The organism is Haladaptatus litoreus (assembly GCF_900156425.1).
Taxonomy (GTDB): Archaea; Halobacteriota; Halobacteria; order Halobacteriales; family Haladaptataceae; genus Haladaptatus; species Haladaptatus litoreus.
Window position 1 is genome coordinate 620,088 of the sequence record NZ_FTNO01000002.1, and the last position, 13,148, is coordinate 633,235.

A 13,148-nucleotide genomic window follows, 5' to 3' on the forward strand; every position below is an offset into this window, starting at 1 on the left:
TCTCACTCGTTGTCGCTCGTTTCAGTTGTCCCTCGCGCGCGTTCTCGCACGCGCCAAGGAAGTTGGCTGATTTCGAGAAATCTGAAAACAGCGTCACAATCGCAAGAAGTAGACTGCTATTTAACGCTCATTTATCGTGTTTGTCGTCTGTTTTTCCGTTCTTTTTCCTTTTTGATATTGCTCCCGTGCTTCCCCAAGTGCGATAATCCATCGAAATAGTGGAAGATCTTTTCCCCAGTACCAATTCCAAACAGCCCAAATCCGACGAGAACGACTATCTGGAGAAACGATTCAGATGCACTTGGAACCGGCCCGAACAGAATCATACTTTCTCATTGGTTATTTTGTATTGTTTCTATTTTGTGTTTTCTACCGCCATCGTATGTCTGGTATTCTCACTGTCCGGAAAAGCCCTCTCGAAGTCGCAGTGCCTTTGGCGGCGCACGCCACACAGAGTGTATGAACGGACGCCTACGCGACGACGAGGTGGTGGTCGGCGGCGATGCCCGCCAGCGCTACTACGATTCGCGGGGATACGGCAGGCCACTCGACGGGAACGAAATCGCACTCTCGCGGGTCGAGGCCGCCCATCTCCTGCTTCGTGACGACCTCGATTCGGTAGAGGGAATGAATTTCCGCGAGTTCCTTCAGGACTCGACTGGCGACGACTTTGCGGCCCGGTTTTTCGTCTACGCCGATTTGCGAGAACGCGGATTTTATCTCTCGCCCGACCGGGAAGGATGGGTGTCTGACCCACTCTCTGATTCCGATTTCGTCGTCTACCCGCGCGGAGGCGGGCCGTGGGACGACGAGGTGCTGTACCGTCTTCGCGTCGCCAGCGAACGCGAAACGATTCCGGCGTCGCAGTTGGGAGACGTGGTGCTCGCAGTCGTAGACGAGGAGAGCGAAATCACCTACTTCGAAACCGACCGCATCGAGATTTCGGGCACGACGAACCACGACGTGCCGACGAACGTTTCGGGGTCGCTTTTGGCCGACCGCGTGCTGGTCTGGGACGCGCCGGACGAACTGCACCACCAATCGTTTTACGGACAACCGATGGGCGGCAGAAATCCGGCAGGGGTTCTACAGTTGTCGCTGGTCGAGGCGGCGCATCTGGTTGCCGAAGGAAATCTCTCGGTTTCGGGCGAGTACGACGAAATCGTCGCCCGCGGGCGGGACGTGGAGGGCGAGCGATTCGACCGCCGATTGTGTGTGTACCGCGCGCTCCGCGAGACAAACGTGGTTCCGAAAACGGGCTTCAAATTCGGCGCTGATTTCCGAACCTACGCGGACGTGGAGTCGGTGGACAATCTGGGCCACTCCGAGTATCTGATTCGCGTGCTTGAGGACGGGCATGCGTTCTCACCCCGCGACCTCGCGCTGGACGTGCGGTTGGCCCACGGGGTGCGAAAGAAAATGATTTTTGCGCTCGTAACGGAAAACGAACGAATAACCGACTGGCTTTCGGTCACCCGACTTACACCATGATACGAGACGACACTGACGATACAAACGACCCCGACGATTCCAGCACAGCGTTCGATACACAGACAGTCCTACCCGACGGTGGAACCGCCGCGGGCGAGGACGACGTTGCACTCGACCCGTGGGGGTCGGCGACCGTCTCCGACTACCGGAAACTGTTCGAGGAGTTCGGCATCGAGGAGTTCGACGGCGTGCTTCCAGAGGTTCCGAACCCGCACTATCTGATGCGTCGGGGCGTCATCTTCGGCAACCGCGGCTATCGCCGGGTTGCCGAGGCGATGCAGAACGACGAACCCTTCGCGGCGCTCTCGGGGTTCATGCCGACGGGCGAACCCCACATCGGGCACAAACTGGTGTTCGACGAACTCATCTGGCACCAACAACAGGGCGGGGACACCTACGGCCTCATCGCCGACCTCGAAGCCCACAGCGCCCGCGGCCTGTCGTGGGAGGAAATTGACGAACATTCGCGTGACTACCTCCTGTCGCTTCTCGCGCTCGGATTCGACGCGGAGGAGGGCACTCTGTACCGCCAGTCGGAAAACCGCGAACTCCAAGACCTTTCCTTCGAACTCGGGTCGAAAGCCAATTTCTCGGAGTTCCAATCTATCTACGGCTTCGACGGCGAAACCAACGTTTCGCACGTCCAGAGCGTCGTCACGCAGATGGCCGACATCCTCTACCCGCAACTGGACGAACCGAAACCGACTGTCATCCCAGTCGGCCCCGACCAAGACCCGCACGTCAGATTGGCCCGCGACTTGGCGGTCAGGATGCGGTTTTTCGGTGTGACGGAAGCTTACGCGAGTTTCGAACTGAACGAGGACGAGCAGAAACTCGTCGCCGAACTGTACCGCACGCTCGACTCGGCCGACTTCGACGACGATTCGCTTCGCTGTGTCCACGTCGCGCAGGCAATCGACGGGATGACGCCCGACGAACTCGACGTTGACGCAGAAACCGTCTCGTCCGCGAAGGCGAAACTCGACGAAGCAGGAATGGAACCGCTTCGCCCCCGTGTTCGATTCCTCGACCGAAACGCCACGAACGAGGCCTTCGACGCCCTCATCGACGCCATCGACGGCGAAAAGCGCGTTTTCGACGAACACATCGACGTGTTCGACTACTCGCGCGAGGAAGCAGAGGAACTCGCCCGCGAGGTGGAGATGGAAAACGACGGCTACGGCTTCATCATGCCCTCTTCGATTTACCACCGATTCATGACCGGCCTGACGGGCGGGAAAATGTCCTCGTCGGTTCCGGCGAGTCACATCAGCCTGATGGACGATCCGCAGGACGGTTACGACAAAGTCAAATCGGCCACGACGGGCGGGCGCGAAACCGCCGACCTCCAGCGCGAAAAGGGTGGCAAAGCAGACGAGTGTCCCGTCTATGAGTTGTACGCCTACCTGCTGTCGGGCGATGACGACGAGTTCGCTACGGAAGTCTACGAGGAGTGCGTCGGTGGCGAACGACTCTGTGGCGGATGCAAGGAACAGGCCGCGGAGTTGATGAAGGAGTTCTTGGAAGAGCATCAGGAAAAACGCGAGGAAGCAGAGGAGCTACTGGACGAGTTGGATATTCAGTTGGAATCCTCGCGGCGATAAGTCGATTCGCGGTTCATTTTGTCGGTGTTAGAAGGAGGGAAAGTAGTTTAGAACGGCTAACTATCCGAATCGCTGTCAGTGTCGGTTCCGTCCGAGTCAGTATCTCCATCATCGCTGTCTGAATCCGTATCCCCATCGTCGCTATCGGAGTCCGTATCTCCATCACTTCCGTCGGAGTCGGTATCTCCATCACTCCCATCCGAATCCGTATCCCCATTGCCGGTGTCCGAGTTAGTGTTCGGATTAGTATCTGTTCTTGCCTCGGATGTGGGCTGGTCGGTAGTGGTTTCCTGCGCGTCGGATTCTCTCCCGATGTCGGAACCGACGCTGTAGAGGATGATTGGCGGAAAGATGTACGCCGCAATCGCCAGTATCACGAACAGTCGGTTGATGAAGATGAGCAGACCGAATGCAGTGAGCGCCGCCGCCGAGGCGGCGTGAACCGCGGTGTGGGTGTACTCTCGGTAGTAGTGCCACAGCCCGCGGAGCCACTGCGTCGTTCCCGCCACGACTTCGTTTTCGGTTGTGATGGAGGACATTCAGAGTCTCTACGCTTCCGACACGCAAAAACCCGCACTTCCGAATTTCACGTTTCACTTTTCCACGACGACACACGGCCTCGCGGAATCGACAAACGCCTCTTCTTCGGCATCGACCAGTTCCCAGTAGTTTCGCGTTTCGGCACCAGTTACGTCTCGAACCACGTCCTCGTTAATCAGATTCGCGCCGCTCAACACCAGTTCGAACGATTCGCGCTTTCGCCCATCGAACTCCCTGTCGAACTGCTCACGGCTGGTTTCGTTCGGGTAGTTCAGCACGAGGTGGCCGCCCTCCCGCACTCGGGCGTACAAACTCTCGATTGCGCGTTTCGGTTCTTCCACGAAGTAGAGCGTAGCGACACAGTACACCACGTCGAATTTTTCGTCGGTGTCGAGGTTGGGAAGCGAGTCAACCGCAAATCGGAGGTTGTCCAACCCTTGCTCTTCCGCTTTCTCCGCATTGTCCTGAACCACCGTCTCCGAGAGGTCGAAGCCGAAAACCTCAGTGTCAGGATAGCGTTCCGCGAGGAGGAAGGGAACGACCGCCGGGCCACAGCCAACCGACGCGAAATCGTCGGGCACGCCTCGCCACTCGAAAAATCGCTCCACGAGGTCGGCCATCTGTTCGCCTCCGATGTATGCACAGCGGTCGTAGTCGGCGCGTCGGTAGAACCGCTCCCAATCCATCATGAACTCCCAATCGTTCGAAATCGAAATAAATCCCTCCGGAACGTTTCATCCGATTCTCCGGAACGTTTTTGTCGATTCTGGGCTATCATCCAGCCATGCCATCCGAATCCCATCGTGGCAGTATCACAGTCGGGTCACGACCAGCGACGGGATTCGGCTTTTTTACCGCGGCCTAAGCGTCCGGCGGACTCTTCTCACGGCAGGAAGACGAAACCGCACGCAGTTTGCCCGACGGTCTTCAGAAGGGCTAAACCGGCGGACAGGGACATACGACCAACGACTATCAAGTAGCGATGAAACTACCAGAATCACAGGTCGCGGTGTTGGAAGCCGCGAGCGCGACAGACGAACAGACAATCGAGGAATTGGCCGAGAAGACGTGGCTAAAACCCGAGACGGCGACGGGCGCGGTTTTCGAACTCGAAGACGAGGGCCTGCTCTCCGTGGAAGAGCGAACCGACGAATCCGTCTCGCTGACCGAAGAGGGCGAGGAGTACGCCGAAGACGGCCTGCCGGAAATCAAACTCTACGAGGCGGCGCTCTCAGCGGGCGCAGACGAGGACGCGATTCAGATGGGCCAAGCGATTGGCCAGTCCGGATTGGGCGGCCCGCAGGTGAACATTGCCCTCTCGAACTACGCCCGGAAAGGGTACGGGAGCATCGACAGCGGCGAAATCGTTGCCGACCCGGATGCCGACCCAGAGAACGACGCGGAGGCGAGCGCGCTTTCCGCGCTCGCCGCTGGCGAACCGGTCGAGGATGCTGACACGCTCGACCAACTGGAGAGTCGGGGCCTCGTCGAACGAACCGAATCGACGGTTCGCTCGGTGTTGCTCACCGACGACGGCGTGACGGCGCTAATGGAAGGCGTAGAGGCCGCCGAGACGGTCGGCCAGTTGACGCCCGAAATGCTCACGACGGGCCAGTGGCGCGACGTGGAGTTCGCGCAGTACAACGTGGACGCCGACGCCGAACGAATCGACGGCGGGAAGGTTCACATCCTGCGCCAGACGGCGAACCGCGTGAAGGACGTGCTCGTCGGCATGGGCTTCGAGGAGATGGACGGGCCGCACGCGGACGCGGACTTCTGGATTAACGACTGTCTGTTCATGCCCCAAGACCACCCGGCGCGAACCCACTGGGACAGGTTCGCCCTGTCGAATCCGACCGAAATCGGCGACCTGCCGGAGGAGTTGGTCGAGAAGGTTCGCCGGGCACATCTCGAAGGAATCGGCGAGAACAGTGATGGGTACCACTCACCGTGGGACGAGGACTTCGCCCGCGCAATCGCGCTTCGTGGGCACACCACGTCGCTGTCGATGCGCTATCTCTCCGGCAACGCCGTCGGGAAACTCGAACCGCCACAGCGATTCTTCAGCGTCGAGAAGGTGTACCGCAACGACACCCTCGACCCGACGCACCTGCTCGAGTTCTTCCAAATCGAAGGCTGGGTGATGGCCGAAGACCTTTCGGTGCGCGATTTGATGGGCACCTTCGAGGAGTTCTACGCGCAGTTCGGCATCACCGACATCCAGTTCAAACCGCACTACAATCCGTACACGGAGCCGAGCTTCGAACTGTTCGGGCGGCACCCCGAGACGAACGAACTCATCGAAATCGGCAACAGCGGGATGTTCCGGCCCGAAGTGTTGGAACCGCTGGGTGTCGAGTGCGACGTGATGGCGTGGGGGCTCGCCCTCGAACGCCTGCTGATGCTGATGTACGGCTTCGAGGACATCCGCGACGTTCACGGGACGCTGTGTGACCTCGAACTGCTCCGAGACGTGGAGGTGATTCACTGATGCCAACCGTAGACGTTTCCCCCGACGAACTGCGCCGGTTGACCGGCCACGACGAAAAGGACGACGAAGAACTCAAAGACGACATGTTCGCGCTCGGCTTGGAGTACGAGGGCGAGACGGAGGACGGCGACATGCAGTTGGAGTTCGCCCCCGACCGACTCGACCGACTCTCAATCGAGGGTGTGGCGCGCTCGCTTCGCTACCAGTACGGCGACGACCGGGGAATTTACACCCCGAAACCGAACGACCCCGATTGGACGATTGCAGTCGATGAAAGCGTTCCGGACGAGCGACCCTACGTTACCGGTGCAATCGCGCGCGGCGTGAACCTGTCCGAGGAAGCACTCGACTCGCTCATCCAACTGCAGGAGAAACTTCACGCGACGATGGGTCGAAAGCGCGCGAAAGGCGCAATCGGGATTCACGACTTGACGATGCTGAAAGGTTCCTCCGCGACCGAGGAAGGCGGCAACAGCATCGAGTACGTCGGCGTCGAATCCGATGGCGACCGATTCGTTCCGCTCGATGCAGACGCGGAGATGACGCCCGATGAGGTTCTGCGTACCCACCCGACTGGCGAGAAGTACGCAGACCTCGTCTCGGAATACGAGCGATACCCGGCCATCTACGACGACCTCGGTCTGTTCTCGTTCCCACCGGTGATCAACGGCCGGCGAACTGAGGTCACCACGGATTCGCGTGACCTGTTCATCGAACTCACGGGTACCGACCAGTGGACCATCGACAAGATGTGTACTATCATCTGCTACGCGCTGGACGCTCGCGGGGCGACTATCGAGGAAGTCGAAGTCGAGTACGACGACCACACGCTCGTTAGGCCGGATTTGGAAGTGACGACGAAATCCGTCACCCACGAGCGAATCGAGACGCTGCTCGGTATCGACTTCACGCCGGACGAAGTGCTCGACCTGTTGGCCCGTTCCGGACTGTCCGGGGAAGCGAGCGAAGAAGGGGACTCGGTCGTCTACGAGGTGGAGATTCCACCATATCGTGTAGACGTGCTTCATCCGGTGGACATCGTGGACGACATCGGACGCGCCTACGGATTCAACGACCTCTCACCGCGCTACCCCGACGTGGGAACTGTCGGCGGGCGACACGAGCGCTCGCAACTCGAAGACGCGGCCCGCGAGGTTCTCGTTGGTTTGGGCTTCGAAGACCTGCTCAACTTCCACATGATTAGCGAGGAAGAAAACTTCAGCAGGATGCGCGTGGAACCGGAAACTGACGCGGGAGCAGAAACCGATGTTGTCGGTGGTGGAACTCCGGCGGCCATCAAAAATCCCTACAGCGAGGATTTCACCATGCTCCGGACGTGGGCGCTCCCGTCGCTGATGATGGTGCTGGAGAACAACACCCACCGCTCCTACCCGCAAGACCTCGCGGAAATCGGTCTGGCGGCGCAGGTCGATGAATCGGAGAACACGGGCGTCGCGGAACATCGAACCGTGGCTGGCGTCCTCGCGCGCCACGACGCCTCCTACGAGGACGCGAAGGCGCGCCTGCAAGCCATCGTCCGGAACTTCGACGCCGACCTCGAAACACCGCCGACGGAGCACCCGACGTTCATCTCCGGCCGTGCGGCGGACGTGGTGATTGATGGCGAAACAGTGGGCGTTATCGGCGAGATTCATCCCGAAGTACTGGTTGACCACGACTTGGAACTGCCTGTGGCCGGGTTCGAGTTCCGATTGGACGCGCTAGAGTAGGGACTGAATCGAAACAATTGACAGTTCTTTCGACGATTTCCGGGTATGGAGTACGAACTTTCTCAACTCGCTGCTGACGACGTCGACGCCATCGTTTCGTGGCACTACGACCCGCCCTACGATTTCTACGACATGGAGAGTGACCCGGAGGATTTGGCGCTGTTCACGAACCCCGAGAATTGGGACGACAAGTACGCGGTTTTCGATTCGGCCGGAGAGCGTGTCGGTTTCTTCTCGTTCGACGTGGGCGACGATGGTGACATTCTCGAAATCGGGTTAGGGATGCATCCCGCCTCGACTGGAAAGGGCCGCGGAAAGGCGTTCGTCGAGGCCGGAATGGAGTTTGCGGCAGAGACGTATGACCCCGAAATCTACTCGTTGGCGGTGGCGACGTTCAATGAGCGAGCGATTTCGGTGTACGAGGATATCGGATTCGAACGTCAGGAGACGTTCATGCAGAAAACCAACGGTGGGGAGTACGAATTTCTCCGCATGACTCTTTCTCGTCCGTTGTAGTGTCTTGTCACGGGTTGCGCCAGCGCGTTCGCACGAGCGATGAAGGTCAGTGAGGCGCGAGTGCAGTCCTGCGCTGGCGAGAAGGAGTGGGGACACTGCCAGTGGCGGTTCCTCGAAGGATGAAGGGCGAGAACGGAGCGAGTGAAACGAGCGGAGTTCGAGGGCTTCGTTTGTTGTCGTGATTTGCTACAGCGCAGTCGAATCAAACGGGAGTAAGCAAATCACGACTACAAATACCGAAACCGCACCGCGACAGCCACGTCCTCCCCAACCGATTTCCTTCGTTCGTTGCACTCACTTCGGTCATCCACCATCAGAGACACGCTCTGATGAGCCATTCGCTCGCACGGAAAGAGACGCGCTCTTTCCTGCTCTCGTTCGCTCCTCTGTCACTCACGAGAACTCCTCCGTCGCTCACGAAGACCTCGCACGCTGTCAGCACAGGGCTTCGGACGACCGTTGTCCTCAGCCCTGTGCCAGCGCGCGCCATGTTGAAAATGTATTTAGCGAATCGAGGAAGGGAGAATTCGATTGGCCGTAGAAAACGCTCAGCACCTAGTTGAGGTCTGCACCAATCGCATCTTCGATGCCCTCGAATCCATCCCTATCGAGCAGTTCGAGCAGGCCTTCGTTGATGTCGCGGGCGATGGACGGGCCGCGATAGACGAGACCGGTGTACAACTGGACGACGTGCGCTCCGGCGCGAATATTCCGGTAGGCGTCTTCTGCGGTGAAGATGCCGCCGACGCCGATGACCGGCACGTCCACGCGCTCGGCGGTGAACCGAATCATCTCCGTGGCGCGCGACTGGATGGGCCGTCCGGAGAGACCACCCTCCTCGTCGCGGTACTGACTGCGGAGGCTGTCGGGGCGCTCCGTCGTGGTGTTCGTGGCGATGACGCCGTCTAAATCGAGTTCGTTCACGAGGTCGAGGGCGTCTTCGATAGCGGGTTCCGGAAGGTCGGGTGAGAGTTTCACGAGGAGCGGACTCGCGCCCACATCCTGAAGCGTCGTCAGGATTCGCTCTAGATTTTCGCGATTCTGAAGTTCTCGCAGCCCGGGGGTGTTCGGACTGGAGACGTTCACGACGAAGTAGTCCGCGTGGGCGGACACTCGCTCGTAGGAGTACAGATAATCCTCCTCGGCGCTTTCGAGAGGTGTCGTCTTCGACTTCCCGATATTCGCACCGACCGGAACGTCGGGGAGTGACTGCATGGCCATGCGCGCGCCAATTCTGTCCGCGCCGTGGTTGTTGAAGCCCATTCGGTTGATGATTCCCTCGTCCTCACGAAGTCGGAACATCCGCGGTTTCGGGTTCCCGTCCTGTGCCTCCGCGGTGACGCCGCCGATTTCGACGTGGCCGAAGCCGAGGCTGGCGAGGACAGAAGGAATCTGTGCGTTCTTGTCGAACCCCGCGGCGACACCCACCGGGTTCGGAAACGACTGGCCGAACGCGGTGACGGCTAGTCTGGAGTCATCGACTCGGTACTGCGCGCGAAGCAGTTGCTCGACCGGCGTCCCCTGCACTCCCTTGAGCAACGAGTGAACAGTTCCGTGCGCGGTTTCTGCGGGCAACTGAAACAACAGTGGTCTGACGGCGTCGTATCCGTACATCGTTGTACCGATTGAGAAGGGAATCGCCTGCGGATTTCCGCGGCGAATTAAAACTCGTGTTCGACCTCGTCTTTGTCCGCCTTTTGGATGATAATCTTGTCTTCTCGGACCCGGACGAAGACCTCATCACCGATTTCCATGCCAGCAACGGCCAGTTCGTCTTCATGAAGATTGACGTGAACGTTGTGGTATTCGCCGTCTTCGTCTTTCGCGCCACTCGGGCTGAGCTTCTTTTTCCGTACCATCGCGGTATCTTATGCAGTCCTTCGCCGTAGCATCTACTTAAGTGTTTTCTACCGTACTGTTCTGCTTCGCCGCTCTCACCGATTCCATACACACTGAAGCCACTTACCTTGCTCGGCCTTCGTTCCTCCTTTCGAAAAACCACAGGAGGGCAAAACATGGTATAAATATTTATCGACGAAAACCGCTCATATCGGCGATATATTTATAGTGGCCCCTGTGCTGGATTGGCATGGAGGAGAAAACCATGGTACGTGACGATGGTAAGCGAAACTTTGCACTGCGCCAAACGGATGGAGATGAATCGAGTGTCTTCTCGGGTAACACCCCGCGACAGGCCGCGCTCAAAGCAGCGCGACGGCTCGACCCCGGAGGTTCCGAAGACGCAGCAGATCGAGTTGAACTGCGACTTCGAGAGAAGGGAACCGACAAAGTCCACATCTACGAAGGATGGGCATGGCACGAAGAGGCCCCCGACGACAAACCTGACTGGATGCCGGGAGAAATCACCGAGGCGAACGTTTCCAAACAAGGCATCGAACACTTAGACGAGTGAAACGCTTCCGTTTTGACATCTATGCCTTTCACGAGGCACTCACAAGTAATATATAATTCTTCGAACGCACGCGAGCTCGTTGACAAAGATTTTTGTTTCCTCCACGTAACGTTGGGGATGCGCGGGGCACATCCGACCGGACTGAACGCACGACGCGTGGGATGACGGTTCGGCCTCCACTCGCGCGATACTTTTGCTACGATGAGCTATCGGTTCGTTCACTTTCCTCGTCTAATGCTAGTGAATATACCCCAATGAGATTGTAGTTCGACGGCCTTAAACGTATGCCTGCCATTCGTACAAATGCGAAGGTCGCATGGTGGTCTGCCACCGCGTGACTGCTCGACTCCCACGCCATCGCGGCTGAAAATCGGAATCGGGCAAAAGAAAACCCAATCCAATGCTCTTAAGTGTATAGGGGCATTCGGATGTAATGTCGACGGCGTCCCGCGATTCGGGACCGCCAACACACATCCAATTCGGTGCCTTTAAGTAACTAAGGCGATTCGGATTGGATGTGATACGCGCCCTCGGCGACACTCGCCGAGGACGAGCGAAATCCGACGCCCTTAAGTATAACAGGGCACTCGGATATGAACGCGAAGAAAGACTCAACACGCGATCTGCGAGGCGTTCAACTCGTCTCGCAATCTCGGACAACGAAGGTTCGAAGGGTTTAATACCCTTCCTCGCCTTCCATCAAGTCCGAAGGAAATGAGGATTCCACCCCTGCGGTCAGCCGTACATGATGGAATCTGATGTTAGCCCTGGTAGTTCGGTGACACCCGTCCAGTCATTTGGTTCGGGGTCGTCGAACGACGGAACATAGCACAATGCATATCTGCATTAGTGTCTCCGCCAGACCCTCCGAGCATTATGCTCGGAAACCATTCCGGTTGATCCTGCCGGAGGCCATTGCTATTGGAGTTCGATTTAGCCATGCTAGTTGCACGAGTTTAGACTCGTAGCGGAAAGCTCAGTAACACGTGGTCAAACTACCCTATAGACCAGCATAACCTCGGGAAACTGAGGCTAATACTGGATAACGCCCTCACGTTTGAACACAGAGGGCCGGAAACGCTCCGGCGCTATAGGATGTGGCTGCGGCCGATTAGGTAGACGGTGGGGTAACGGCCCACCGTGCCGATAATCGGTACGGGTTGTGAGAGCAAGAGCCCGGAGATGGATTCTGAGACAAGAATCCAGGCCCTACGGGGCGCAGCAGGCGCGAAAACTTTACACTGCACGACAGTGCGATAAGGGAACTCCAAGTGCGAGGGCATATAGTCCTCGCTTTTGTGTATCGTAAGGTGGTACACGAATAAGAGCTGGGCAAGACCGGTGCCAGCCGCCGCGGTAATACCGGCAGCTCAAGTGATGGCCAATATTATTGGGCCTAAAGCGTCCGTAGCCGGCCAAACAGGTCCGTCGGGAAATCTGCTCGCTCAACGAGCAGGCGTCCGACGGAAACCAGCTGGCTTGGGGCCGGAAGACCCAAGGGGTACGTCTGGGGTAGGAGTGAAATCCTGTAATCCTAGACGGACCACCGATCGCGAAAGCACCTTGGGAGGACGGACCCGACGGTGAGGGACGAAAGCTAGGGTCACGAACCGGATTAGATACCCGGGTAGTCCTAGCTGTAAACGATGCTCGCTAGGTGTGGCACAGGCTACGAGCCTGTGCTGTGCCGTAGGGAAGCCGAGAAGCGAGCCGCCTGGGAAGTACGTCTGCAAGGATGAAACTTAAAGGAATTGGCGGGGGAGCACTACAACCGGAGGAGCCTGCGGTTTAATTGGACTCAACGCCGGACATCTCACCAGCACCGACAATAGCTGTGACGGTCAGTTTGATGAGCTTACTAGAGCTTTTGAGAGGAGGTGCATGGCCGCCGTCAGCTCGTACCGTGAGGCATCCTGTTAAGTCAGGCAACGAGCGAGATCCGCGTCCGTAATTGCCAGCAGCACCCTTGTGGTGGCTGGGTACATTACGGAGACTGCCGCTGCTAAAGCGGAGGAAGGAACGGGCAACGGTAGGTCAGCATGCCCCGAATGTGCTGGGCTACACGCGGGCTACAATGGCCAAGACAATGGGTTCCAACCCCGAGAGGGGACGGTAATCTCCGAAACTTGGTCGTAGTTCGGATTGAGGGCTGAAACTCGCCCTCATGAAGCTGGATTCGGTAGTAATCGCGCTTCAGCAGAGCGCGGTGAATACGTCCCTGCTCCTTGCACACACCGCCCGTCAAAGCACCCGAGTGAGGTCCGGATGAGGCCATCAGGCGATGGTCGAATCTGGGCTTCGCAAGGGGGCTTAAGTCGTAACAAGGTAGCCGTAGGGGAATCTGCGGCTGGATCACCTCCTAA

The 13,148-nt window shown here is 58.3% G+C and carries 10 protein-coding genes and 1 rRNA gene; 7 read left to right on the forward strand and 4 right to left on the reverse strand.

Annotation, left to right across the window (positions count from 1 at the left end; all coding sequences use genetic code 11):
* The first annotated feature begins 459 nt into the window (after positions 1-459).
* Entirely contained in the window at positions 460-1,491 is a 1,032-nt protein-coding gene (gene endA, locus BW974_RS14290; RefSeq protein WP_076430920.1) for a tRNA-intron lyase, read from the forward strand.
* Positions 1,488-3,095, forward strand: coding sequence for a tryptophan--tRNA ligase (locus BW974_RS14295; protein ID WP_076430921.1), 1,608 nt, complete (start codon positions 1,488-1,490; stop codon positions 3,093-3,095). Before endA ends, BW974_RS14295 begins: the two co-directional genes overlap by 4 nt.
* A 56-nt stretch (positions 3,096-3,151) precedes the next feature.
* Here the strand turns inward: BW974_RS14295 and BW974_RS14300 are convergent, their stop codons facing one another.
* Together BW974_RS14300 and BW974_RS14305 are read right to left on the reverse strand one after the other, a co-directional pair.
* Positions 3,152-3,634 carry a hypothetical protein gene (locus tag BW974_RS14300; RefSeq protein WP_076430922.1) on the reverse strand — a complete coding sequence of 161 codons (483 nt, stop codon included), beginning with the start codon at positions 3,632-3,634 and terminating at the stop codon, positions 3,152-3,154.
* Positions 3,635-3,688: 54 nt separating this feature from the next.
* Entirely contained in the window at positions 3,689-4,324 is a 636-nt protein-coding gene (locus BW974_RS14305; protein WP_076430923.1) for a class I SAM-dependent methyltransferase, read from the reverse strand.
* A 293-nt stretch (positions 4,325-4,617) separates the two neighbouring features.
* Between BW974_RS14305 and pheS the strand changes: the two genes are divergently transcribed.
* Genes pheS through BW974_RS14320 form a run of 3 tightly spaced genes read left to right on the forward strand, consistent with a single transcriptional unit; the run spans position 4,618 to position 8,372 of the window.
* Positions 4,618-6,126, forward strand: a complete 1,509-nt coding sequence (gene pheS / locus BW974_RS14310) for a phenylalanine--tRNA ligase subunit alpha (protein ID WP_076430924.1) — start codon at positions 4,618-4,620, stop codon at positions 6,124-6,126.
* The gene (gene pheT / locus BW974_RS14315; RefSeq protein WP_076430925.1) at positions 6,126-7,856 is read left to right on the forward strand and encodes a phenylalanine--tRNA ligase subunit beta; all 1,731 of its coding nucleotides are present in this window, start codon (positions 6,126-6,128) and stop codon (positions 7,854-7,856) included. Before pheS ends, pheT begins: the two co-directional genes overlap by 1 nt.
* Positions 7,857-7,901: 45 nt before the next feature.
* Positions 7,902-8,372 (forward strand): GNAT family N-acetyltransferase, encoded by a 471-nt coding sequence (locus BW974_RS14320; protein ID WP_076430926.1) that lies wholly within the window; start codon positions 7,902-7,904, stop codon positions 8,370-8,372.
* A 555-nt stretch (positions 8,373-8,927) separates the two neighbouring features.
* Here the strand turns inward: BW974_RS14320 and BW974_RS14325 are convergent.
* Positions 8,928-9,986 (reverse strand): quinone-dependent dihydroorotate dehydrogenase, encoded by a 1,059-nt coding sequence (locus tag BW974_RS14325; RefSeq protein ID WP_076430927.1) that lies wholly within the window; start codon positions 9,984-9,986, stop codon positions 8,928-8,930.
* Between the two features lie 47 nt (positions 9,987-10,033).
* Positions 10,034-10,231, reverse strand: a complete 198-nt coding sequence (locus BW974_RS14330) for a hypothetical protein (RefSeq protein WP_007982308.1) — start codon at positions 10,229-10,231, stop codon at positions 10,034-10,036.
* A gap of 245 nt (positions 10,232-10,476) precedes the next feature.
* Here BW974_RS14330 and BW974_RS14335 point away from each other — a divergent pair, with 245 nt between their 5' ends.
* Positions 10,477-10,785 (forward strand): non-histone chromosomal MC1 family protein, encoded by a 309-nt coding sequence (locus BW974_RS14335; protein ID WP_076430970.1) that lies wholly within the window; start codon positions 10,477-10,479, stop codon positions 10,783-10,785.
* A gap of 889 nt (positions 10,786-11,674) precedes the next feature.
* A 16S ribosomal RNA gene (locus BW974_RS14340) occupies positions 11,675-13,146 on the forward strand.
* Positions 13,147-13,148: the final 2 nt, after the last annotated feature.